Origin of the sequence: Pseudomonas sp. MYb541 (genome assembly GCF_037479595.1) — a bacterium.
GTDB lineage: Bacteria > Pseudomonadota > Gammaproteobacteria > Pseudomonadales > Pseudomonadaceae > Aquipseudomonas > Aquipseudomonas canadensis.
Map to the genome: position 1 here is coordinate 1 of NZ_JBBGYS010000070.1, position 21,972 is coordinate 21,972.

General features: G+C 61.0%; 25 protein-coding genes. All 25 read right to left on the reverse strand.

All coding sequences use genetic code 11. The features are described 5' to 3' along the window. Positions 1 to 74: 74 nt before the first annotated feature. Complete coding sequence (locus tag WH299_RS28650) at positions 75 to 467, reverse strand: DUF2802 domain-containing protein (protein ID WP_339551964.1); 393 nt, start codon at positions 465 to 467, stop codon at positions 75 to 77. After that, positions 468 to 950 carry a chemotaxis protein CheW gene (locus tag WH299_RS28655; RefSeq protein WP_010564003.1) on the reverse strand — a complete coding sequence of 161 codons (483 nt, stop codon included), beginning with the start codon at positions 948 to 950 and terminating at the stop codon, positions 468 to 470. Between the two features lie 80 nt (positions 951 to 1,030). Continuing rightward, a complete protein-coding gene (locus WH299_RS28660; RefSeq protein ID WP_028617309.1) occupies positions 1,031 to 1,822 on the reverse strand; it encodes a CheW domain-containing protein in 792 nt (263 codons plus the stop codon). Next, positions 1,822 to 2,610 carry a ParA family protein gene (locus WH299_RS28665; RefSeq protein WP_028617310.1) on the reverse strand — a complete coding sequence of 263 codons (789 nt, stop codon included), beginning with the start codon at positions 2,608 to 2,610 and terminating at the stop codon, positions 1,822 to 1,824. The genes WH299_RS28660 and WH299_RS28665 overlap by 1 nt, the downstream gene beginning before the upstream one ends. Positions 2,611 to 2,661: 51 nt before the next feature. Beyond that, a complete protein-coding gene (gene motD / locus WH299_RS28670; protein WP_028617311.1) occupies positions 2,662 to 3,549 on the reverse strand; it encodes a flagellar motor protein MotD in 888 nt (295 codons plus the stop codon). 15 nt (positions 3,550 to 3,564) lie between these two features. Continuing rightward, positions 3,565 to 4,305 carry a flagellar motor protein gene (locus WH299_RS28675; RefSeq protein ID WP_016976609.1) on the reverse strand — a complete coding sequence of 247 codons (741 nt, stop codon included), beginning with the start codon at positions 4,303 to 4,305 and terminating at the stop codon, positions 3,565 to 3,567. After that, positions 4,305 to 5,435, reverse strand: a complete 1,131-nt coding sequence (locus WH299_RS28680; RefSeq protein ID WP_339551965.1) for a protein-glutamate methylesterase/protein-glutamine glutaminase — start codon at positions 5,433 to 5,435, stop codon at positions 4,305 to 4,307. Before WH299_RS28680 ends, WH299_RS28675 begins: the two co-directional genes overlap by 1 nt. 48 nt (positions 5,436 to 5,483) lie before the next feature. Then, positions 5,484 to 7,679: a chemotaxis protein CheA gene (locus tag WH299_RS28685; RefSeq protein WP_339551966.1), complete on the reverse strand. Its 2,196-nt coding sequence runs from the start codon at positions 7,677 to 7,679 to the stop codon at positions 5,484 to 5,486. A gap of 11 nt (positions 7,680 to 7,690) precedes the next feature. Then, positions 7,691 to 8,479 carry a protein phosphatase CheZ gene (locus WH299_RS28690; RefSeq protein WP_028617314.1) on the reverse strand — a complete coding sequence of 263 codons (789 nt, stop codon included), beginning with the start codon at positions 8,477 to 8,479 and terminating at the stop codon, positions 7,691 to 7,693. Positions 8,480 to 8,497: 18 nt separating this feature from the next. After that, a complete protein-coding gene (locus WH299_RS28695; RefSeq protein ID WP_015885173.1) occupies positions 8,498 to 8,872 on the reverse strand; it encodes a chemotaxis response regulator CheY in 375 nt (124 codons plus the stop codon). Between the two features lie 167 nt (positions 8,873 to 9,039). Then, a complete protein-coding gene (gene fliA / locus WH299_RS28700; RefSeq protein WP_016976604.1) occupies positions 9,040 to 9,780 on the reverse strand; it encodes an RNA polymerase sigma factor FliA in 741 nt (246 codons plus the stop codon). Then, positions 9,777 to 10,610 carry a flagellar synthesis regulator FleN gene (fleN, locus tag WH299_RS28705; protein WP_003192912.1) on the reverse strand — a complete coding sequence of 278 codons (834 nt, stop codon included), beginning with the start codon at positions 10,608 to 10,610 and terminating at the stop codon, positions 9,777 to 9,779. Before fleN ends, fliA begins: the two co-directional genes overlap by 4 nt. A gap of 105 nt (positions 10,611 to 10,715) precedes the next feature. Next, a complete protein-coding gene (gene flhF, locus WH299_RS28710) occupies positions 10,716 to 12,032 on the reverse strand; it encodes a flagellar biosynthesis protein FlhF (protein ID WP_028617315.1) in 1,317 nt (438 codons plus the stop codon). Positions 12,033 to 12,044: 12 nt separating this feature from the next. Next, positions 12,045 to 14,159: a flagellar biosynthesis protein FlhA gene (gene flhA, locus WH299_RS28715; RefSeq protein ID WP_419793313.1), complete on the reverse strand. Its 2,115-nt coding sequence runs from the start codon at positions 14,157 to 14,159 to the stop codon at positions 12,045 to 12,047. A gap of 159 nt (positions 14,160 to 14,318) precedes the next feature. Then, positions 14,319 to 14,522 carry a cold shock domain-containing protein gene (locus WH299_RS28720; RefSeq protein ID WP_122725667.1) on the reverse strand — a complete coding sequence of 68 codons (204 nt, stop codon included), beginning with the start codon at positions 14,520 to 14,522 and terminating at the stop codon, positions 14,319 to 14,321. Between the two features lie 15 nt (positions 14,523 to 14,537). Then, positions 14,538 to 14,747: a cold shock domain-containing protein gene (locus WH299_RS28725; protein ID WP_122725665.1), complete on the reverse strand. Its 210-nt coding sequence runs from the start codon at positions 14,745 to 14,747 to the stop codon at positions 14,538 to 14,540. 128 nt (positions 14,748 to 14,875) lie between these two features. Next, positions 14,876 to 16,012 carry a flagellar biosynthesis protein FlhB gene (gene flhB, locus WH299_RS28730; protein ID WP_123474457.1) on the reverse strand — a complete coding sequence of 379 codons (1,137 nt, stop codon included), beginning with the start codon at positions 16,010 to 16,012 and terminating at the stop codon, positions 14,876 to 14,878. Positions 16,013 to 16,015: 3 nt separating this feature from the next. Further along, entirely contained in the window at positions 16,016 to 16,801 is a 786-nt protein-coding gene (fliR, locus tag WH299_RS28735) for a flagellar biosynthetic protein FliR (RefSeq protein ID WP_095017112.1), read from the reverse strand. A 4-nt stretch (positions 16,802 to 16,805) separates the two neighbouring features. Next, complete coding sequence (gene fliQ / locus WH299_RS28740) at positions 16,806 to 17,075, reverse strand: flagellar biosynthesis protein FliQ (RefSeq protein WP_010208761.1); 270 nt, start codon at positions 17,073 to 17,075, stop codon at positions 16,806 to 16,808. Positions 17,076 to 17,079: 4 nt separating this feature from the next. After that, the gene (fliP, locus tag WH299_RS28745; protein WP_122725661.1) at positions 17,080 to 17,823 is read right to left on the reverse strand and encodes a flagellar type III secretion system pore protein FliP; all 744 of its coding nucleotides are present in this window, start codon (positions 17,821 to 17,823) and stop codon (positions 17,080 to 17,082) included. Further along, the gene (gene fliO / locus WH299_RS28750) at positions 17,823 to 18,266 is read right to left on the reverse strand and encodes a flagellar biosynthetic protein FliO (RefSeq protein ID WP_126571003.1); all 444 of its coding nucleotides are present in this window, start codon (positions 18,264 to 18,266) and stop codon (positions 17,823 to 17,825) included. Before fliO ends, fliP begins: the two co-directional genes overlap by 1 nt. Before the next feature lies 1 nt (position 18,267). Continuing rightward, positions 18,268 to 18,735, reverse strand: coding sequence for a flagellar motor switch protein FliN (gene fliN, locus WH299_RS28755; RefSeq protein WP_016976567.1), 468 nt, complete (start codon positions 18,733 to 18,735; stop codon positions 18,268 to 18,270). 34 nt (positions 18,736 to 18,769) lie between these two features. Beyond that, entirely contained in the window at positions 18,770 to 19,738 is a 969-nt protein-coding gene (gene fliM / locus WH299_RS28760) for a flagellar motor switch protein FliM (protein ID WP_122725659.1), read from the reverse strand. 9 nt (positions 19,739 to 19,747) lie between these two features. After that, complete coding sequence (gene fliL, locus WH299_RS28765) at positions 19,748 to 20,248, reverse strand: flagellar basal body-associated protein FliL (protein ID WP_122717829.1); 501 nt, start codon at positions 20,246 to 20,248, stop codon at positions 19,748 to 19,750. Positions 20,249 to 20,409: 161 nt separating this feature from the next. After that, on the reverse strand, positions 20,410 to 21,750 hold the full coding sequence (locus WH299_RS28770; RefSeq protein WP_339551967.1) for a flagellar hook-length control protein FliK: 1,341 nt from the start codon (positions 21,748 to 21,750) through the stop codon (positions 20,410 to 20,412). Positions 21,751 to 21,972 lie beyond the last annotated feature (222 nt).

Below are 21,972 nucleotides of genomic sequence, written 5' to 3' on the forward strand. Positions count from 1 at the left end.
GCCTTTCCAAAAGTGAGCCGCCGTAAGGGCGGAACCCTAAGTGGCCGTTACCGCAGCAACGGATATGTACTCAATCAACTCTTATGCAACTTACTCATCAGTTGCGCTTCAGCCTGGGTCAGTCCGCAGGATTGGGTCAACTCATCCACCGTAGCCCCCATCCCCACCAGCTTCGCCGCCTGCGCAAACGAAAGACTCGAAGGATCCCGCTGCTCAATCTGCGCCAGTTTGTCAGGCAACGGCGCAAGAATCGCGCGCAACTCATGCACCTCGTCCCCGACTTTCACCGCACTCTGCTGAAAGTGATCAACCCGCTTCACCAACTCCAGCACCCGCCGATCACGCAGAGCATCACGCTCAGCCTGCTGCAACAACAGTTCACGCTGCTGACGCACATAGCGCAACAGAAATGCCAAAGTCCCGGCCCACAACAGGGCCAGGACAATCATTGCGGCCTCAAGGAACAATCAGATGCTCTCCAGTTCCGACCATTCTTCTTCGCTCATCATCTTGTCCAGCTCAACCAGAATCAGCAGCTCGCCGTTCTTGTTGCACACGCCCTGGATAAACTTGGCGGACTCCTCGTTACCCACGTTCGGCGCAGTTTCCACTTCCGACTGACGCAGGTAAACCACCTCGGCCACGCTGTCGACCATGATCCCGACCACTTGCTTGTCGGCCTCGATGATGACGATACGCGTGTTGTCGTTAACCTCAGTCGGCACCAGGCCGAAACGCTGGCGGGTGTCGATCACTGTCACCACGTTGCCGCGCAGGTTGATGATGCCCAGCACGTAGCTTGGCGCACCCGGTACCGGAGCAATCTCGGTGTAGCGCAGCACTTCCTGCACGCGCATCACGTTAATGCCATAGGACTCGTTGTCCAGTTTGAAGGTCACCCATTGCAGGATCGGATCATCCAAACCTTGTGCGGACGCTGACTTGTTCATACCCCTGACCCCTTCAAATGCCGTTGAGTACGGCGTGTGTGCTTCGCTGACCGCATTCGCATGCGGCCCTTATTGTTCAATCAACTGTGTTTGTTCAGTGGCATCGATTTGACGGCACCGCTGGCGATCAACTCAGCCAGTTCGGCGACGTCGAGCAACGCGCACATGTGTTCGATCACGGTGCCCGCCAGCCAAGGCCGTTGGCCCCGGTGGCTGCGCCATTTGATTTCGTTCGGGTCCAGGCGCAACGAGCGGCTGACTTGATGCACCGCCAGCCCCCACTCGTAGCCCTGCACCGAGATCACGTATTGCAGGCCCTGACGGAAGTCGTCGCGGTAGCGGTCGGGCATGACCCAGCGCGCGGTATCCAGGACTTTGAGGTTGCCGGCCTGGCTGGGCAGGATGCCGAGGAACCACTCCGGTTGCCCGAACAACGGCGTCAGCTCCTGGCCTTCCAGCGAATAGATCGAGCCCAGGCACACCAGCGGCACCGCCAGGGTCAACCCGGCGACGTCGAACAGCAGGCATTCGAACGGTTCGGCAGCCCAGCTCGGGCGGCCATCACCGGTCACCGGCGGCGGTGTGATGCTCGGCGGCAGGTGCACTTGCACCACCGGCTCGACCACAACGGGAGCAACCACCACAGGCGCCACCACTATCGGTGTGATCGGCACTACGACCTGCGCATCGCGGGCTTGTTCTTCCAGCACCGCCAACTGGAATTCATCCAGCGCGGCTTCGGGTTCAACAGCCGGTTCCAACACCAGGATCGGTTCCGGCAGTTCTTCGGCGGTCGCATCCTGCAGCAGGGCATCCAGATAGGATTCCAGCGCCAGTTGCGGCCGAGTCTTGAGTTCGACAGGACGGTTCATCACGCCACCTGCGCCACAAGCTGCTGCGACAGCAGGTGCTTGAGCAACGCGCGGTAGGCGAGTACGCCACGGCTCTTACCGTCGAACTGCGATGGCGCGAGACCTGCGCGGCTGGCGTCACGCAAGCGCGTGTCCACTGGAATGTAGCCATTCCAAATGGTGTCCGGATAGGCATCGCGCAACACGCGCAGGGTGCCGAGGGACGCCTGGGTGCGGCGGTCGAACAAGGTCGGCACGATGCTGAACGGCAGCGCTTGTTTGCGCGAACGGTTGATCATCGCCAGGGTGCTGACCATGCGCTCCAGGCCTTTGACGGCCAAGTGCTCGGTCTGCACCGGAATCACAAGCTGTTGGCTGGCCGCCAACGCGTTGACCATCAGCACGCCCAGCAACGGCGGGCTGTCGATGATTGCGTAGTCGAAATCCTGCCACAGTTGCGCCAGGGTCTTGGCGATCACCAGGCCCAACCCGCTCTGCCCCGGCGACTGGCGCTCAAGGGTGGCCAGGGCGGTGCTGGACGGCAGCAGGGAAATACTTTCGTTGCTGGTGGGCAGCAGCAGTTGCCCCGGCAGATCGGCCGGCACGCTGCCCTTGTGCAGGAACAGGTCGTAGTTGCTATGTTCCAGCGCATCCGGGTCGTAGCCGAAATAGCTGGTCATGGAGCCGTGAGGGTCCAGGTCCACCACGACCACGCGCTTGCCCGCCTCGGCCAGCAAGCCGGCTAAGGCGATGGACGTGGTGGTCTTGCCGACCCCACCTTTTTGATTGGCAACTGCCCAGACTCTCATTCGGTTGGTACCTCCCGGCAGGCACAGGCGCGACCGAGACATTGCATAAGGTTATTGAGCCGGCGACGGAGAATTGACGGCGCTCTGACGAACCGGCGGTTTTACAGGGGGCGGTGCAGTTTGTGTGCCAGCCCGCTTCAAGGCGGCATCCGGTGTTGCATTGGCGGTACCGGTGCCGGTCAGGCTGCGGCGCACATCCAGGTTGCGCGACACTACCAACACCACCCGGCGGTTCTTCGCGCGGCCCTCTACCGTAGCGTTATTGGCCACCGGCTGGAACTCGCCATAACCAACCGAGGCCAGGCGCCCAGGGTTCACGCCCTGCATCGCCAGCATGCGCACGATGCTTGACGCACGGGCCGAGGACAGCTCCCAGTTGGTCGGGTACTGCGCGGTGCTGATCGGGAAATTGTCGGTGAAGCCTTCGACATGGATCGGGTTTTCAAACGGCTTGAGAATCGCCGCCACCTTGTCGATGATGGTAAACGCCTGGTCGCTCGGCAACGCGTCGGCGCTGGCAAACAACAGGCTGGAATTAAGCTCGATTTCCACCCACAACTCGTTGCCGCGCACGGTCATCTGGTTGGAGCTGATCAGGTCGCCAAACGCTGCGCTGATGTCATCGGCGATGCTTTTCAGCGGATCGCTGGTGCCACCCACGCCGGCAGCGGTTTCATCGCTGTCGTTGACCAGCGGCTTGGCCGGGGTCACGGTCTTGGGCCGCTCTTCACCGATCGGGATCGGCTTGAGGGCGCGGTCGGCGTCGTTGAACACGCCAATCAGCGCCTGGGAAATAACTTTGTACTTGCCTTCGTTGATCGACGAGATCGAGTACATCACCACGAAAAACGCGAACAGCAAAGTGATGAAGTCCGCGTAGGACACCAGCCACCGTTCGTGGTTGACGTGTTCTTCGGGCTCGCGACGGCGACGGCTCATAATCGATATCTCCCATCAATCCATGAAGCCCTGGAGCTTCAATTCGATGGAGCGCGGGTTCTCACCCTCGGCAATCGACAAAATACCTTCGAGCAACATCTCGCGGTAACGCGACTGGCGCAGGGCAATCGACTTGAGCTTGCTCGCCACCGGCAACAACACCAGGTTGGCACTGGCCACGCCGTAGATGGTGGCGACAAATGCCACGGCAATGCCGCTGCCCAGTTGTGAAGGGTCGGCCAAGTTGCCCATCACATGGATCAGGCCCATCACCGCACCGATGATGCCGATGGTCGGCGCGTAGCCGCCCATGCTTTCGTAGACTTTGGCGGCGTTGATGTCGCGGCTTTCCTGGGTGTAGAAATCCACTTCCAAAATGCTGCGGATCGCTTCCGGTTCGGCGCCATCTACCAGCAATTGAAGGCCTTTGCGCGCGTAGCTGTCGGGCTCGGCATCGGCCACGCCTTCCAGGCCCAGCAGGCCTTCCTTGCGGGCGGTGAGGCTCCAGTTGACCACGCGGTCGATACCGCCAGGCAAGTCGACACGTGGCGGAAAAATGATCCAGATAAGGATCTGCATGGCGCGCTTGAAGGAGCTCATGGGCGACTGCAGCAACGCCGCGCCCACGGTGCCGCCGATCACGATCAGGGCGGCCGGGCCGTTGGCCAGGGCGCCGAGGTGACCGCCTTCGAGGTAGTTGCCGCCGATGATCGCGACAAACGCCATGATGATACCGATCAGGCTCAAGACATCCATCAGAGGCAAGCCTCCACCAGATGCTTGCCGATGTCGTCCAGGCTGTAGACGGCGTCAGCCAAGTCGGCCTTGACGATGGCCATGGGCATGCCATAGATCACGCAGCTGGCCTCGTCCTGGGCCCAGATGACGCTGCCGCCCTGCTTGAGCAGGCGCGCGCCCTCACGGCCGTCGGCGCCCATGCCGGTGAGCACCACCGCCAGAACTTTGTCGCCGTAGGACTTGGCCGCCGAACCAAAGGTGATGTCCACGCACGGCTTGTAGTTCAGGCGCTCATCGCCCGGCAGGATTTTGATCGCGCCACGGCCGTCCACCATCATTTGCTTGCCACCCGGCGCCAGCAACGCCAGGCCAGGACGCAGGATGTCGCCATCCTCGGCTTCCTTGACGCTGATGCGGCACAGCTTGTCCAGGCGCTCGGCGAAGGCCTTGGTGAAGGCGGCAGGCATGTGCTGGATCAACACGATTGGCGCCGGGAAGTTGGCCGGCAGTTGGGTCAACACGCGTTGCAGGGCCACCGGGCCGCCCGTGGACGTGCCGATAGCCACGAGTTTATAGGCCTTGCGCTTCGGCGCAGGCGAATGGGCAGTCGCAGGCGCAGCAGCGCGAACCGGCGCCACGGCAGGCCGTGCAACCGGCGCTGGCGCTGGGCGAGCAAACGATGACGTCGGTGCAGGCGGCGCTGCAACCGGTGCAGGCGTCGGCGCTGGCGCGCTGAACAGGCTGCGACGGTTACTGCGGGAAATACTGTGCACCTTCTCGCACAGCATCTGCTTGACCTTCTCGGGGTTGCGCGAGATGTCTTCGAAATTCTTCGGCAGGAAGTCCACCGCGCCGGCGTCCAGCGCATCCAGGGTGACCCGGGCGCCTTCGTGGGTCAGCGAGGAGAACATCAATACCGGGGTGGGGCAGCGTTGCATGATGTGCCGGACCGCGGTGATGCCATCCATCATCGGCATCTCGTAGTCCATGGTGATCACGTCCGGTTTCAACGCAATGGCTTGATCAATCGCCTCTTTGCCGTTGGTGGCCGTGCCGACTACCTGGATCGTTGGATCGGCGGAAAGAATTTCCGAGACGCGGCGGCGGAAGAAACCCGAATCGTCCACCACCAGGACCTTGACTGCCATAAACACTCCGTTAGGTGGGGCGGGCAATACCGCCCTGCCCCACCAGAATCAAATACGCCGAGCGGCGTAACGCTTGAGCATGCTCGGAACATCGAGAATCAGCGCGATCCGACCGTCACCGGTGATGGTCGCACCCGACATGCCCGGGGTTCCCTGCAGCATTTTGCCCAAAGGCTTGATGACCACTTCTTCCTGGCCCACCAGTTGATCGACCACAAAACCGATGCGCTGGGTGCCCACGGAGAGAATCACCACATGGCCTTCGCGCTGCTCTTCATGCTTGGCCGATGCCACCAGCCAGCGCTTGAGGTAGAACAGGGGCAACGCCTTGTCGCGCACGATCACCACTTCCTGGCCGTCCACCACGTTGGTGCGCGACAGGTCGAGGTGGAAGATCTCGTTGACGTTGACCAGCGGGAAGGCGAACGCCTGGTTGCCCAGCATCACCATCAGGGTCGGCATGATCGCCAAGGTCAAAGGCACCTTGATCACGATCTTCGAGCCCTGGCCCTTGGTCGAGTAGATGTTGATCGAGCCATTGAGCTGGCTGATCTTGGTCTTCACCACGTCCATGCCGACGCCACGGCCGGACACGTCGGAAATCTCGGTCTTGGTCGAGAAGCCCGGGGCGAAGATCAGGTTGTAGCACTCGGTGTCGGTCAGGCGGTCGGCGGCGTCCTTGTCCATCACGCCGCGCTTGACCGCGATATTGCGCAATATGGCCGGGTCCATGCCCTTGCCGTCATCAGTGATCGACAGCAGGATATGGTCGCCCTCTTGCTCCGCCGCCAAGATCACTTTGCCGTTGCGGGACTTGCCCGAGGCTTCGCGTTCTTCAGGGGTTTCCACGCCGTGGTCGACGGCGTTGCGCACCAAGTGGACCAGTGGATCGGCCAGGGCCTCGACGAGGTTCTTGTCGAGGTCGGTTTCTTCACCCACCAGTTCCAGGTTGATCTCTTTCTTGAGCTGACGCGCCAAGTCGCGAACCAGGCGTGGGAAGCGGCCGAAGACTTTCTTGATCGGCTGCATCCGGGTTTTCATCACCGCGGTTTGCAGGTCGGCGGTGACCACGTCGAGGTTCGACACGGCCTTTTGCATGGCTTCATCGCCGCTGCTCAGGCCCAGGCGCACCAGACGGTTACGTACCAGCACCAGTTCGCCGACCATGTTCATGATGTCGTCCAGGCGCGCGGTATCAACCCGCACGGTGGTTTCGGCTTCACTGGCAGGCTTCTCGGCAACCGGTGCTGCGGCGGCACGCGCCGGAGCAGGAGCCGCTACAGGCGCAGGCTTGGCGGCCGGAGCCGGCGCGGCGGCCTTGGCAGCAACCGGTGCAGCCGTGGCAACAGCAGCAGCGGCCGGGGCCACTTCGCTGAACTTGCCCTTGCCGTGCAACTCGTCCAGCAGCGATTCAAACTCGTGATCGGAGATCAGGCCGTCGCCGGCCGGTGCTGCACTGGCTGCGGCAGGCGCCGCAGCCGTGGCGGCGACTTCCGGCAGGGCGTCGGCCGCGAAGGTGCCCTTGCCATGCAGTTGGTCGAGCAACGCTTCGAATTCGTCGTCGGTAATGTCGGTGTTGGCATTAGCAGCAGGCGCCTCGGGCGCAGCGGCAGGTGCCACGGCGTCCGCTGCAAACTGGCCTTTGCCATGCAACTGGTCGAGCAGGGATTCGAACTCAGCGTCAGTGATGTCTTCGCTGGTTGGCGCAGAGACGGGCGCCTTGGGTGCCTCAGCCTCGGCCTTCACGGCACTGAGGGAGTTGAGCAGCTGTTCGAACTCGCTGTCGGTCACATCCGGCTCAGCTTCGGCCACAGGCTCGGGAGCCGCCTCAACCACAGGCGCAGCCGAGGTGTCGGCCGGTTCCGCCAGGCGCGCCAGGGCGGCCAGCAGCTCCGGGGTGGCAGCGGTGATCGGTGCACGGTCGCGCACCTCGCTGAACATGCCGTTGACCGCATCCAGTGCTTCGAGAATCACGTCCATCAATTCCGAATCAACGTGACGCTCACCCTTGCGCAGGATGTCGAACACGTTCTCGGCGATGTGGCAGCACTCCACCAGCTCATGGAGCTGGAGGAAGCCGGCGCCCCCTTTTACAGTGTGAAAACCGCGAAAAATTGCATTGAGCAGGTTCGCATCATCCGGGCGGCTTTCCAGCTCGACCAGTTGTTCGGACAGTTGCTCTAAAATTTCGCCGGCCTCTACAAGGAAATCCTGAAGGATTTCTTCATCGGCGCCGAAGCTCATGTGGGTGCTCCTTAGAAGCCTAAACTGGATAACAGGTCATCGACATCATCTTGACCCGATACAACGTCTTCACGTTTATCGGCATGAATCTGCGGACCTTCACCCTTGGCGAGATGTTTTTTTGGATCTTTTTCCGAGAGGATCGCTTCGCGGTCATGTTCAATACCGGCAAAACGGTCAACCTGGCCTGCCATAAGCACCAATTTGAGCAAGTTGCTTTCCACTTCGGTGACCAACTGGGTCACACGCTTGATCACCTGACCGGTGAGGTCCTGGTAATCCTGGGCGAGCAGAATGTCGTTGAGGTTGCTGGAAACCGTGCGGTTTTCCTGCTCGCTGCGTGACAAGAACCCTTCGACCCGACGCGCCAATTCACGAAACTCTTCTGCGCCCACTTCGCGGCGCATGAAACGGCCCCAATCGTTGCTCAGGGCCTGGGCTTCGTTGGCCATGCCGTTGACCAGGGGCGTGGCGTTTTCCACCAGGTCCATGGTGCGGTTGGCCGCCGCCTCAGTCAGCCTGACCACGTAGGACAGGCGTTCGGTGGCATCGGTGATCTGCGAGATTTCCTCGGCCTGGGGCATATGCGGGTCAATCTGGAAATTGACGATCGCACTGTGCAGCTCGCGTGTGAGCTTGCCCACTTCCTGGTACAGGCCGCGGTCACGGGTCTGGTTGAGCTCATGGATCAACTGCACCGCGTCGCCGAATTGGCCTTTTTCAAGGCTGTCGACCAACTGGTGAGCATGCTTTTTCAGGGTCGACTCGAAGTCTCCCTGTGACGTTTCTTTATGCTCCATAGCTCCCCCGCGATGGCATTAGCCGTGGATGCGTTCGAAGATTTTTTCGATCTTCTCTTTCAAGGCCAATGCAGTGAATGGCTTGACCACGTAACCGTTGACCCCGGCTTGGGCGGCTTCGATGATCTGCTCACGCTTGGCTTCGGCGGTCACCATCAGCACAGGCAGGCTGCGCAGCTTTTCGTCAGCGCGCACGTGGCGCAGCAAGTCGATACCGGTCATGCCCGGCATGTTCCAGTCCGTTACCAGAAAGTCGATGCTGCCGCTGTTGAGGATCGGAATCGCCGTAATGCCGTCATCCGCCTCGACCGTGTTAGTGAACCCAAGGTCACGCAACAGGTTTTTTATGATCCGCCGCATCGTTGAGAAGTCATCAACGATGAGGATTTTCATGTTCTTGTCCAATTCGACCTCCAAGCAGTCTTAAACGCGCCCAGCACCTGGACACGCCATTTCAATCAACAGGCATTACACAAAAAGGACTGCCGGGGCACCACGGGTCGAACCCGCAAAGGTTCGTGGCCTTCACGGTATCGTCTGCAGTGTCCCCACACTGCCTGTCAGCGCGCTCGCCACTCTCCCAAACGCCCCCGCAAGCGGGCAGCGCACTGGCTGTGCAACTGGCTGACCCGCGACTCGCTGACCCCCAGGACCTCACCGATTTCCTTGAGGTTCAGCTCTTCGTCGTAGTACAGCGCCAACACCAGTCGCTCACGCTCCGGCAAATTGGCAATCGCGTCCGCCAACGCCCCCTGGAAACGCTCATCTTCCAGGTCACGCGATGGCTCCATATGAGCGCTCGCGCCGTCCTCGTGCAGCCCTTCGTGTTCGCCGTCCTGCAACAGGTCGTCGAAACTGAACAGGCGGCTGCCCAAGGTATCGTTCAAAATCCCGTAGTAATCGTCGAGACTCAATTGGAGTTCGGCCGCAACTTCGTGATCTTTAGCGTCGCGACCGGTTTTTGCTTCAATTGCGCGAATTGCATCACTGACCATGCGCGTATTGCGATGCACCGAACGCGGCGCCCAGTCACCTTTGCGTACTTCATCGAGCATCGCGCCACGGATACGGATACCCGCGTACGTCTCGAAACTCGCACCCTTGCTCGCGTCGTATTTGGTCGACACTTCGAGCAGGCCGATCATGCCCGCCTGGATCAGGTCTTCGACCTGGACGCTGGCGGGCAGGCGTGCCAGCAAGTGATAGGCAATGCGCTTGACCAAGGGCGCGTAGCGCTCGATCAACTCGCCCTGACTGTCACGGGCAGACTTCTTGTACGCGTTGTAGCCAGTCGCTGTCATAGCACGGGTCCTGCGCTCGTCTGATGCACCAATCGCTCGACGAAAAACTCCAGATGCCCCCGAGGGTTGGCAGGCAACGGCCAGGTATCGACCTTCTGAGCAATAGCCTTGAACGCCAATGCGCATTTGGAACGAGGGAACGCTTCGTAGACTGCACGCTGCTTTTGCACAGCCTTGCGCACACACTCGTCGTAGGGAACTGCGCCGACGTATTGTAAAGCGACATCGAGGAAGCGATCCGTGACCTTGGTCAACTTGGCGAAGAGGTTGCGCCCTTCCTGCGGGCTCTGGGCCATGTTGGCCAGGACGCGGAAGCGGTTCATGCCGTAGTCACGGTTAAGCAGTTTGATCAGGGCATAGGCGTCGGTGATCGAGGTGGGTTCATCGCAAACCACCAGCAACACTTCCTGCGCGGCGCGCACGAAGCTGACCACGGACTCGCCGATCCCGGCGGCGGTGTCGATCACCAGCACGTCGAGGTTGTCGCCGATATCACTGAAGGCCTGGATCAGGCCGGCATGCTGCGCCGGGCTCAGGTGCACCATGCTCTGGGTGCCGGAGGCGGCCGGCACGATGCGGATGCCACCGGGACCCTGCAGCAGCACATCGCGCAGCTCACAGCGGCCCTCGATCACATCGGCAAGGGTGTGTTTGGGTGTCAGCCCCAGCAGAACGTCCACGTTCGCCAAGCCCAGGTCAGCATCCAGCAGCATGACGCGACGGCCAAGCTCTGCCAGGGCCAGGGACAAATTCACTGACACGTTAGTTTTCCCGACGCCACCTTTGCCGCCGGTCACCGCGATCACCTGTACGGGATGCATGCTGCCCATTTTATTTCTTTACCTTGTCTTGCTTAGACGCAGGCTACATGGCTTGGCCGCGTGAATCGCTTGCAGACCATCGATGTAGATACATTTCACGGTGTTCATCCTGCCTCAACCGACCCGTTTTGCCGGGCTGTGGTAGAGGTCGGCGAACATATCGGCCATCGCTTCCTCGCTAGGCTCTTCTTGCATTTGCACGCTGACTGCACGGCTGACCAACTGATGACGGCGCGGCAGATGCAGATCATCCGGGATCCGCGGCCCGTCGGTCAGGTAGGCGACCGGCAATTCATGACTGATGGCCAGGCTTAGCACCTCGCCCAGGCTCGCGGTTTCATCGAGCTTGGTGAGGATGCAACCGGCCAGGCCACAACGCTTGTAACTATGATACGCAGCGGTAAGAACCTGTTTCTGGCTGGTGGTTGCAAGCACCAGGTAATTTTTCGACTTGATGCCACGCCCCGCCAGGCTTTCCAACTGCATGCGCAATGCCGGGTCGCTGGCTTGCAGGCCGGCAGTATCGATCAATACCACGCGCTTGCGCAGCAGCGGGTCGAGGGCGTTGGCCAGGGACTGGCCCGGGTCGACATGGGTCACCGACACATTGAGGATCCGGCCCAGGGTCTTGAGCTGCTCCTGGGCACCAATACGGTAGCTGTCCATGCTCACCAGCGCGATATTCTGCGCGCCGTATTTGAGGACGTACCGGGCAGCCAGCTTGGCCAGGGTGGTGGTCTTGCCCATGCCGGCAGGGCCGACCATGGCAATCACACCGCCTTCTTCCAGAGGCTCGATTTCCGGGGTAACGATCATCCGCGCCAGGTGGGCCAGCAACATGCGCCAGGCCTGGCGAGGCTCTTCGATTTCGGTGGTCAGCGCCAGCAGGTCGCGGGACAACGGGCCGGACAGGCCGATGCGTTGCAGGCGACGCCACAGGTTGGCTTGTTGCGGCTTGCTGCCTTGCAGCTGGTTCCACGCCAGCGAGCCCAACTGCACTTCCAGCAGTTCACGCAGGCCGTTGAGTTCAAAACGCATCGAATCGAACACCCGCTGGTCAACCGCAGGCGCCGGGGCCGGCGCAGCAGGACGCGGTGGCTCTTTGAACGTCGGCTCGACCAACGGCTCGGCAGCGGTCAGTGGCAAGCCGGCGAACAACTGGCGATTGGTGGTGGCATCGCTGTCGCCGCGCATGCTCAGTTCAGCCTGGGCCGAAACGATGCGCGAGGCGGTTTTGCGCAGCTCGTCTTCGAGTTCCATGTTCGGTACACGCGGCGCCAGCGCCGAGGGGGTGTAATCCAGGGCAGCCGTCAGCTCGACACCGCCGGCAATACGACGGTTTCCGATAATCGCGGCGTCGGCGCCCAGCTCATCACGCACCAGTTTCATGGCCTGACGCATATCGGCGGCGAAAAAACGCTTCACTTGCATAACCCACTACCCTCAGCCGTTGGGCCCTACTGTCGCGACGATAGTCACTTGCTTGTTGTCAGGAATTTCCTGATAAGCCAAAACGTGCAAATTCGGTACTGCCAAACGCCCAAACCGCGACAACATCGCCCGGACGGGGCCTGCCACCAGCAGAATCACCGGTTGGCCCTGCATTTCCTGGCGCTGTGCGGCGTCGATCAACGAGCGCTGCAGCTTCTCAGCCATGCTTGGCTCCAGCAGAACGCCCTCTTCCTGGCCTTGTCCTGCCTTCTGAATACTATTGAGCAATATTTGTTCCAACCTTGGTTCCAAGGTGATCACAGGCAGCTCGGAGTCAAGCCCTACAATGCTTTGGACGATTGCACGCGACAATCCGACGCGCACCGCAGCCACCAGGGCGGCAGTATCTTGACTCTTGGCGGCATTGTTGGCGATGGCCTCGGCAATGCTGCGGATATCGCGTACCGGCACCTGTTCGGCCAACAGCGCCTGCAACACCTTGAGCAACTGCGACAGCGACAGAATGCCCGGTACCAGCTCTTCGGCGAGTTTTGGCGATGCTTTGCCCAGCAAACCCATCAATTGCTGGACTTCCTCGTGGCCGATCAACTCGTGGGAGTGTTTGTACAGGATCTGGTTGAGGTGAGTCGCGACCACAGTGCTGGCGTCCACCACGGTGTAACCGAGGGATTGCGCTTGGCTGCGCTGGCTGATTTCGATCCAGACCGCGTCCAGGCCAAAAGCCGGATCTTTGGCGGTAATGCCGTTGAGGCTGCCGAACACCTGCCCGGGGTTGATCGCCAGTTCGCGGTCCGGGTAGATCTCGGCTTCGGCCAGGATCACGCCCATCAGGGTCAGGCGATAGGCACTCGGGGCCAGGTCGAGGTTGTCGCGGATGTGCACGGTGGGCATCAAAAAGCCCAGGTCCTGCGACAGTTTCTTGCGCACGCCCTTGATCCGCGCAAGCAATTGGCCGCCCTGGTTGCGGTCCACCAGCGGGATCAGACGGTAGCCGACTTCCAGGCCGATCATGTCGATCGGGGTTACGTCATCCCAGCCAAGCTCCTTGGTTTCCTGGGCGCGGGCCGGGGATGGCAGCAGTTCCTGCTGGCGGGCGATCTCTTGTTGGGCGATGACTTTGACCTGATTCTGCTTTTTCCAAAACATGTACGCAGCGCCGCCAGCCAGGGCCGCCATGCTCAGGAATGACACGTGCGGCATGCCCGGCACGATACCCATGATCGCCATGATGCCCGCCGCCACGGCCAGGGCCTTGGGCGAGGCGAACATCTGCCGGCTGATCTGCTTGCCCATGTCTTCGGAGCCCGAAGCACGGGTCACCATGATGGCCGCCGCTGTTGATAACAACAGTGATGGCAATTGCGCCACTAAACCGTCACCGATGGTCAGCAAGGCGTAGACCTTGCCCGCATCGCCGAAGGTCATGCCGTGCTGGAAGATACCCACGGCCATGCCGCCGATCAGGTTGATGAACAGGATCAGCAAGCCGGCAATGGCGTCACCGCGCACGAATTTGCTGGCACCGTCCATGGAACCGTAGAACTCGGCCTCCTGGGCGACTTCCAGGCGACGGGATTTGGCTTGGTTCTGGTCGATCAGGCCGGCATTGAGGTCGGCGTCGATAGCCATCTGTTTGCCGGGCATCGCGTCGAGGGTAAACCGCGCGCTCACCTCGGAAATCCGCCCGGCGCCTTTGGTGACCACCACGAAGTTGATGATCATCAGGATCGCGAACACCACGATACCGACCACGTAGTTACCGCCGATCACCACCTCACCGAAGGCCTGGATCACCTTACCGGCGGCGGCGTGGCCGTCCTGGCCGTGCAGCATGACCACACGGGTCGACGCCACGTTGAGCGCCAGGCGCAGCAGGGTCGCCACCAGCAGAATGGTCGGGAATACCGCGAAATCCAACGGCCGTAGGGCGTAGACGCACACCAGCAGGACGACGACGGACAGCGCAATGTTAAAGGTGAAGAACACGTCGAGCAGGAACGGCGGCATCGGCAACATCATCATTGCCAGCATCACCAGCAACAACAACGGCACACCCAGATTGCCTCGCGAGAGGTCAGTCAGGGTGCTGCGGGCGTTGCCGAGCATTTGAGAGCGATCCACCACCGGTATTCCTCGTGTCCTTTGAAGCAAAGTTTTGACGCGGCTGGGCGTCTTGCAGGCGGTATTGCAAGAAGCCTTCCAACTTTTGCTCTAAGGGTCAGATCGCTCTCAGGCATTGCCTTGAAACCATCGGCGAGGACGAAACTACAAGGGTTTGACGTTATCGGCCTGTGGGCCTTTTGGGCCTTGAACGATGCCGTATTCGACTTTTTTGCCTTCTTCGAGGGTTCTGAAGCCATCGATTTTTATCGCGGAATGGTGGACAAATACATCTGCGCTTCCATCGTCCGGCGAAATAAAACCAAACCCCTTCTCCGCGTTAAACCATTTCACCGTACCTGTTGCCATTGCCGTTCTCCTGACTTACGGGATAACGCGAACGTCGGATGCATAGACCGCATCGCGCCCATGGACTCTCTTGACCTCAACCCGCAGGCCCACGGCAAGCCGAATACCTCGCGAACCGATGAAATCCACTCGCACGTCGTCTTCACCGTTTTCCAGGGCAATCAAGCCCATCCCGGATTTCTGGTCGTAATATTTGACAGCGCCTCTGACCGCCTTCAAAACCACTCTCCCTGCATCTCATCTACAACTTTCGCGCAGTGCTTTAAGCAATGGAACCGCGAGAACGAGCTTCTGGCTACTGTCAAAGTTGACAGGTAGACAGGCATTCACGACGAGTGGTAGGGAGTGAAAAATCAGGAATCGCGGCGCAAATCCGGTGGAATCGGCAGATCCTTGAGTGGATCCGGGCGCTTACCCTTGCCCGCGCGGTATTGGCGAATCTGATAAACGTACGCCAACACCTGCGCGACGGCCAGATAGAGCCCAGCGGGGATCTCGTGGTCGAGGTCGGTGGAATAGAAAATCGACCGCGCCAGCTCCGGCGACTCCAGCAGCAGGATGTCGTTGGCCACCGCGATTTCGCGGATTTTCAACGCCGTAAAGTCGCTACCCTTGGCCAGCAGCATCGGCGCGCCACCCTTCTCTGGGTCGTACTTGAGCGCCACGGCGTAGTGCGTCGGGTTGGTGATGACCACGTCGGCGTCGGGCACTGCGCCCATCATCTTGCGCTGGGACATTTCCCGCTGCAGCTGGCGAATGCGCTGCTTGACCTCGGGGCGGCCCTCTTGGTCCTTGTGCTCGTCGCGCACTTCCTGCTTGGTCATCAGCAGTTTCTTGTGGCTTTCCCACAGCTGGATCGGGGCATCCACGGCAGCGATGATGATCAGCCCGGCCGCCATCCACAGCGCGCTCCAGCCCACCACCTGCACGCTGTGGATAATCGCCGACTCCAGCGGTTCATGGGCGATGCGCAGCAGGTCGTCGATGTCGGACGACAACACCATCAGCGCCACAAATAGAATCAGGATGAATTTGGCCAATGCCTTGAGCAACTCCACCAGGGCCTTGGCGGAAAACATGCGCTTGAGCCCGGCAGCCGGGTTCATGCGGCTGAATTTTGGGGCCATGCTGCCGGCGGCAAACAACCAGCCACCCAGGGCGACCGGGCCGATCAGCGCAGCCAGCAGTAAAGTGATCAGGATCGGCTGCACCGCCAGGATCGCGATCTTGCCCGAGTGCAGCAGGTACTGGCCCATGGCGTCAGGGTTGAGCAGCACGTCGCGGGGCAAGGTGAAGTTGTGCTTCATCAACTCCATCAAGTCCAGCGCCAGACCGCCGCCGTAGATCAGCAAGGCGCCGGCGCCGGCCATCATGGTTGCAACGGTGTTCAGCTCTTTGGAGCGCGCAATCTCGCCCTTTTCCCTGGAGTCCTTTTTGCGCTTCTCCGTGGGGTCTTCTGTTTTGTCCTGACCACTCTCGCTCTCGGCCATGGCTCAGCGCGCCCGTGCCAGATCACGTAAGAACTGCAAGGCGTCGGTCGCCAGCGGTTGATACTGATTGAGAATGTCGGCCAGGCCGATCCAGAAAATCCCCATGCCCAATACCAGGGTCAACGGGAAACCAATCGAGAAGATGTTCAGCTGTGGCGCCGCACGGGTCATCACGCCGAACGCGATGTTGACCACCAGCAACGCGGTAATGGCGGGCAACACCAGCAACAGCGACGCGCCGAACACCCAGCCCAGGCGCCCGACGATTTCCCAGAAATGATTGACCACCAGCCCCGAGCCCACCGGCAAGGTGGTGAAGCTTTCGGTCATCACTTCAAAGGCTACCAGGTGGCCGTTCATCGCCAGGAACAGCAAGGTCACCAGCATGGTCAGAAACTGCCCGATCACCGCCGCCGATACGCCGTTGGTGGGGTCGACCATGGAGGCGAAGCCCATGCCCATCTGAATCGAGATGATCTGCCCGGCCACCACAAAGGCCTGGAAAAACAGCGTGAGGGAAAAGCCCATCAGCGCGCCGATCAGGATTTGTTCGGCAATCAGCAGCAACGCGCTGAGATCGATGGCATTGACCGGTGGCATCGGCGGCAACCCTGGCACGATCACCACGGTAATCGCCACCGCGAAGTACAGGCGCACCCGGCGTGGTACGAGGGTGGTGCCGAACACCGGCATGGCCATCAACATCGCCGTCACGCGGAACATCGGCAGGATGAAGGACGCCACCCACGTGCTGATCTGGGTATCGGTCAATGCCAGCAACGACTGCATCCGGTCAGCCGATCAACTGCGGAATACTGCCGTACAACTGCAGAATGTATTCCATGAAGGTCTGCACCAGCCAAGGGCCGGCCACGATCAGGGTGACCAGCATCACCAGCAAACGCGGCAAAAAGCTCAAGGTTTGTTCGTTGATCTGCGTCGCGGCCTGGAACATCGCCACCAGCAGGCCCACCAACAGGCTCGGCACGACCAGCACGGCGACCATCACGGTGGTCAGCCACAGCGCTTCACGGAACAGGTCGACAGCTACTTCTGGCGTCATTGCGCTATACCCCGCCGAAACTGCCGGCCAACGTGCCGATAATCAGCGCCCAGCCGTCCACCAGCACAAACAGCATGATCTTGAACGGCAACGAGATGATCAGCGGTGACAGCATCATCATACCCATGGCCATCAACACGCTCGCCACCACCAGGTCGATGATCAGGAACGGGATGAAGATCATGAAGCCGATCTGGAACGCGGTTTTCAATTCGGAGGTGACGAACGCCGGCACCAGGATGGTCAGCGGTGCCTGGTCCGGGGTGGCGATGTCGGTGCGCTTGGACAGACGCATAAACAGCTCAAGGTCGCTGGAGCGGGTCTGCGACAGCATGAAGTCCTTGATCGGGCCCTGGGCCTTGTCGATCGCATCCTGGGCGGTCATTTTCTCCGCCAGGTAGGGTTGCAGCGCTTGCTGGTTCACCTTGTCGAACACCGGCGCCATGATGAACAGCGTCAGGAACAAGGCCATGCCGGTGAGGATCTGGTTCGACGGCGTCTGCTGCAGGCCCAGGGCCTGGCGCAGGATCGAGAACACAATGATGATCCGCGTGAAGCTGGTCATCAGCATGACGAACGCCGGGATAAAGCTCAGCGCGGTCATGATCAGCAGGATCTGCAGGCTGACCGAATACTCCTGCGCGCCGGCCGCGTTGGTGCCCAACGTGATCGCCGGGATCGACAACGGGTCGGCGCCAAACGCCAGTGGCGCGGCCAGCAACAGCATGAGCGCCAATAAAACGCGCATTACTTCTTATCCTTCTGATCCTTGCCCAGCAACTCCATCAGGCGCTGGGCGAATTCTGGCGTGGCGGACTGGCTCTGATCCACGCTCACCGGGGTCTTTAGCACATGCAGCGGGGTGATGCGACCGGGCGTGATGCCCAGCAGGATCTGCTCCCCGCCCACTTGCACCAGCACCAGCCGATCACGCGGGCCGAGGGCGCGGGAACCGATCATCTCGATCACCTGGCCATTGCCCGGCCCCACGCGCTGCACCCGGCGCAACAGCCAGGCCAGTGCAAAGATCAAACCCACCACCAGCAACAGACCCAGCACCAGTTGGGTCAATTGCCCGCCAATGCCGCTGCTCACCACTGGCGCAGCGGCAGCGGTGGCCTGCGCGGCCGGCTCAGCCGCGAGGGCGCTCAATGGCAGCGCCAGAAACAGTCCCGCCATCGAATACTTCATCTCAGCGCAACTTCTTGATGCGTTCGCTCGGGCTGATCACGTCGGTCAGGCGGATGCCGAACTTCTCGTTGACCACCACCACTTCGCCGTGGGCAATCAGGGTGCCGTTGACCAGCACGTCCAGCGGCTCACCGGCCAGGCGGTCCAGCTCGATCACCGAACCCTGGTTGAGTTGCAGCAGGTTGCGGATGTTGATTTCGGTGCTGCCGACCTCCATGGAGATCGACACGGGAATGTCGAGGATCACATCCAGGTTCGGGCCGTCGAGGGTCACCGGGTCGTTGTTCTTCGGCACGCTGCCGAATTCCTCCATCGGCAGACGGTTGCCGGCCGGAGAGGTGGCGGCGTCAGCGGCCAGCAGCGCATCGATGTCGTCCTGGCCAACATCGCCGGTTTCTTCCAGGGCAGCCGCCCATTCGTCAGCCAGGGCCTGGTCTTCGGCGGAAGTGTTTTCGTGTTCGGTAGCCATTACATGTCCTCGGCGAAGCAAAAATGAGTGTTGATCAGCGACGATTGATCGGTTCGACCACTTGAAGAGCCAAGTTGCCCTTGTGGGAACCGAGCTTGACCTTGAATGACGGCACACCATTGGCGCGCATGATCATTTCGTCGGGCAATTCGACGGGGATGATGTCCCCTGGCTGCATGTGCAAAATATCGCGCAGGCGCAACTGGCGACGGGCCACCGTGGCGCTCAGGGGTACGTCGACGTCCAGCAGGTCTTCGCGCAGGGCCTTGACCCAACGCTCGTCCTGATCGTCCAGGTCGGACTGGAAACCGGCGTCGAGCATCTCGCGCACCGGCTCGATCATCGAGTACGGCATGGTCACGTGCAGGTCGCCGCCACCGCCATCGAGTTCGATGTGGAAGGTGGACACCACAATGGCTTCGCTGGGGCCGACGATGTTGGCCATGGCCGGGTTCACTTCCGAGTTGATGTACTCGAAATTGACTTCCATGATCGCCTGCCAGGCTTCCTTCAAGTCGATGAAGGCCTGCTCCAGCACCATGCGCACTACCCGCAATTCGGTCGGGGTGAACTCACGGCCTTCGATCTTGGCGTGACGGCCGTCGCCGCCGAAGAAGTTGTCCACCAGTTTGAACACCAGCTTGGCATCCAGGATGAACAGCGCGGTACCGCGCAACGGCTTGATCTTGACCAGGTTGAGGCTGGTGGGCACGTACAACGAGTGCACGTATTCACCGAACTTCATCACCTGTACGCCGCCCACCGCCACATCCGCCGAGCGGCGCAGCATATTGAACATGCTGATGCGGGTATAACGGGCGAAGCGTTCGTTGATCATCTCCAGCGTCGGCATGCGTCCACGGACGATGCGATCCTGGCTGGTGAGGTCATAACTTTTGACGCTGCCGGGCTCGGCAGCCATTTCGGTGTGTACCAGACCATCGTCGACGCCATGCAGCAGCGCATCGATCTCATCCTGGGACAGCAGGTCTTGCACGGCCATGTCGTGATCCTACTGCAATACGAAGTTAGTGAAGAGCGCCTGCTCGACCACGACTTTGCCGAGTTCCTTCTGGGCCACTTCCTGCACGCTGGCAGTGACCTTCTGGCGCAGCATTTCCTGGCCCACCGGGGTGGCCAGGCTGTCGAAGCTTTGACCGGAGAACAGCATCACCAGGTTGTTGCGGATCACTGGCATGTGCACCTTGAGGGCATCCAGGTCCGACTGGTTACGCGCCAGCAAGGTGATGCTCACCTGCAGGTAGCGTTGGCGGCCATTCTGATTGAAGTTGGCGACAAAGGCCGGAAGCATCGGCTCGAAAATTGCCGGTTGCTTGACGTTACTGGCGGTTTCGGCGGCAGGTGCCGGCTTGCTGGCACTGCTGTGCATGATGTACCAGGTGCCGCCGACCGAGGCGCCGATGGCCAGGAGCAGGCCCAGGACTATCAACAGGATAAGCTTGAGCTTACCTTTGCCTGCGGGTGCTTTTGCTGCGTCGTCGCTCTTCGCCATGCCAATAATCCGTCACTATTCGGGGATTCATAGATCTACGGAAAGGCAAGAGCAAGTGTTATGCCAGAGTTGTCTGGAAGTCGAGGACGTACGGGCGCAGCAAATCAAATTGTGGGAGGGGGCTTGCCCCCTCCCACATTTCGTCCGGCGCCAGGCTCGGATCAGGCGTAGTAGTCGACGGCGCTGGAGCCGATTACGGTTGAGGTGACCGGCGTCACGGCTTCAGCCACATCAATGTGGTTACCACTGTCGCTGTTATCGCCACCGCGCCCGCCGCTGCCGCTCACGCCACGGGTCTGGGCCTGTTGCTGCTGTTGCTCCTGGCCACGGGACTGGTCGGACACGTTCACATCCACCTGCCCCATGCCCTGCTGGGCGAACATCTCCCGCAATCGGCCGGACTGGCTTTCCAAGGCTTCACGTACCACCGGGTGGGCGCTCATGAAGTTGACCTGGGCTTGCTGGTCGGCGGTCATGTTGACCTTGATATCCAGGCGACCGAGTTCGGCCGGCTGCAACTGAATCTCCGCCGACTTGAGGTTGGCGCTGGACAGGTACATCACGCGGTTGACGATTTCATCGGTCCAGCCGCTCTGGTGCATGGCCAGCGGCGCATTGGTTACCGGCGGCAAGGCGTTGGCGGTTTTCGGCGTGGCGGCCTGGGTCAATGCAGCCAGGCGGTTGGCGAAGTCGTCGACACGGGTGTCGCTGCTGGCGTTTTTCAGGTCCTTGAGGCCGTCCTCGATCAACCCGCCGAAGGCCTTGTCACCACCCGTGTCAGTGCTGTCCTTGGTGGCTTGCTGGTCGACCATATTGGCCAGGCCGGCGGCAAAGTTCTGTGCGGCGGTGGGTTGATCCTGAGTTGGCGCCGGGGCGGCTTTGGCCTGGGCCTGACTGCTGGCCGAGACATGACCGCCCTGCTCCATCGCCAGGCGCACGGCTGGCATGGCGTCCAATGGGTCGGTTTCCGGATCAAAGACAGGCTTGGCTTCCTCGGTGGCCGCGACGGGTGCCGCGACTACCGGCTGGGTCTTGTCATCCTTGGCTGTGGTGACAGGCGCCGGGGTTTCCACCGGCACTGGCACGGCGACTGGAGTGACGGTGGCAATCAGGGCCGGATCGACCACCGGGTCAGCTGGAGGCTGCTGTACCAGGGTCGGGTCGGTTGACGCTTCGTCATCCTTGCTGGCGCTGTCGTCGGTCTTGGCCGGTGGGGTGGCAGGCAAGGGTTTGCCGCTATCGGCAACGGCTGGCGTGCTGGCGGCAGGTTTGTCGCTGCTTGCCGCTGGCTTGGCACTGGCGTCGGAGGACTTGCCGGCGATGGGTTTGGGCGAATTATCGTCGGCCTTGGCCGTGGGTTTGGAAGCCTGGTTGGCGAACACTTGAGCGAAGCCAGGGCCCTTGTCCCGTGGGTCCGCAGCCGCTGCCGGTGGGTTGGCAGCGGGCGCTTGAGGCTTGGCCGCGGGGGCAGCCTGAAGGAGCGAATTCGGGGCGACTGGCATAGGTAAAGGTCTCCACTGCATGGGGGTCGGGGATGCAGTATTGGGAGGTAGAGCAAGAGTTGGGCCAGGTTTGGGGTTGGTTGGTTTTATTGAGTACATATCCGTTTTTTAGGTAACGGCCACTTAGGGTTCCGCCCTTACGGCGGCTCACTTTGCAAAAGCGGCAAAGTAAGCAAAACGCTCTTGCCCCAACACTCGGCACCTCGCCTAGGCTCGGTGTGC

Bases quoted from the DNA above. Each gene is read 5' to 3' on its own strand.
- WH299_RS28655 (WP_010564003.1), bottom strand. From the start codon at position 950: ATGAACAAGTCAGCGTCCGCACAAGGTTTGGATGATCCGATCCTGCAA.
- WH299_RS28660 (WP_028617309.1), bottom strand. From the start codon at position 1,822: ATGAACCGTCCTGTCGAACTCAAGACTCGGCCGCAACTGGCGCTGGAA.
- WH299_RS28665 (WP_028617310.1), bottom strand. From the start codon at position 2,610: ATGAGAGTCTGGGCAGTTGCCAATCAAAAAGGTGGGGTCGGCAAGACC.
- motD (WP_028617311.1), bottom strand. From the start codon at position 3,549: ATGAGCCGTCGCCGTCGCGAGCCCGAAGAACACGTCAACCACGAACGG.
- WH299_RS28675 (WP_016976609.1), bottom strand. From the start codon at position 4,305: ATGGATGTCTTGAGCCTGATCGGTATCATCATGGCGTTTGTCGCGATC.
- WH299_RS28680 (WP_339551965.1), bottom strand. From the start codon at position 5,435: ATGGCAGTCAAGGTCCTGGTGGTGGACGATTCGGGTTTCTTCCGCCGC.
- WH299_RS28685 (WP_339551966.1), bottom strand. From the start codon at position 7,679: ATGAGCTTCGGCGCCGATGAAGAAATCCTTCAGGATTTCCTTGTAGAG.
- WH299_RS28690 (WP_028617314.1), bottom strand. From the start codon at position 8,479: ATGGAGCATAAAGAAACGTCACAGGGAGACTTCGAGTCGACCCTGAAA.
- WH299_RS28695 (WP_015885173.1), bottom strand. From the start codon at position 8,872: ATGAAAATCCTCATCGTTGATGACTTCTCAACGATGCGGCGGATCATA.
- fliA (WP_016976604.1), bottom strand. From the start codon at position 9,780: ATGACAGCGACTGGCTACAACGCGTACAAGAAGTCTGCCCGTGACAGT.
- fleN (WP_003192912.1), bottom strand. From the start codon at position 10,610: ATGGGCAGCATGCATCCCGTACAGGTGATCGCGGTGACCGGCGGCAAA.
- flhF (WP_028617315.1), bottom strand. From the start codon at position 12,032: ATGCAAGTGAAGCGTTTTTTCGCCGCCGATATGCGTCAGGCCATGAAA.
- flhA (WP_419793313.1), bottom strand. From the start codon at position 14,159: ATGCTCGGCAACGCCCGCAGCACCCTGACTGACCTCTCGCGAGGCAAT.
- WH299_RS28720 (WP_122725667.1), bottom strand. From the start codon at position 14,522: ATGGCAACAGGTACGGTGAAATGGTTTAACGCGGAGAAGGGGTTTGGT.
- flhB (WP_123474457.1), bottom strand. From the start codon at position 16,012: ATGGCCGAGAGCGAGAGTGGTCAGGACAAAACAGAAGACCCCACGGAG.
- fliR (WP_095017112.1), bottom strand. From the start codon at position 16,801: ATGCAGTCGTTGCTGGCATTGACCGATACCCAGATCAGCACGTGGGTG.
- fliQ (WP_010208761.1), bottom strand. From the start codon at position 17,075: ATGACGCCAGAAGTAGCTGTCGACCTGTTCCGTGAAGCGCTGTGGCTG.
- fliP (WP_122725661.1), bottom strand. From the start codon at position 17,823: ATGCGCGTTTTATTGGCGCTCATGCTGTTGCTGGCCGCGCCACTGGCG.
- fliO (WP_126571003.1), bottom strand. From the start codon at position 18,266: ATGAAGTATTCGATGGCGGGACTGTTTCTGGCGCTGCCATTGAGCGCC.
- fliN (WP_016976567.1), bottom strand. From the start codon at position 18,735: ATGGCTACCGAACACGAAAACACTTCCGCCGAAGACCAGGCCCTGGCT.
- fliM (WP_122725659.1), bottom strand. From the start codon at position 19,738: ATGGCCGTGCAAGACCTGCTGTCCCAGGATGAGATCGATGCGCTGCTG.
- fliL (WP_122717829.1), bottom strand. From the start codon at position 20,248: ATGGCGAAGAGCGACGACGCAGCAAAAGCACCCGCAGGCAAAGGTAAG.
- WH299_RS28770 (WP_339551967.1), bottom strand. From the start codon at position 21,750: ATGCCAGTCGCCCCGAATTCGCTCCTTCAGGCTGCCCCCGCGGCCAAG.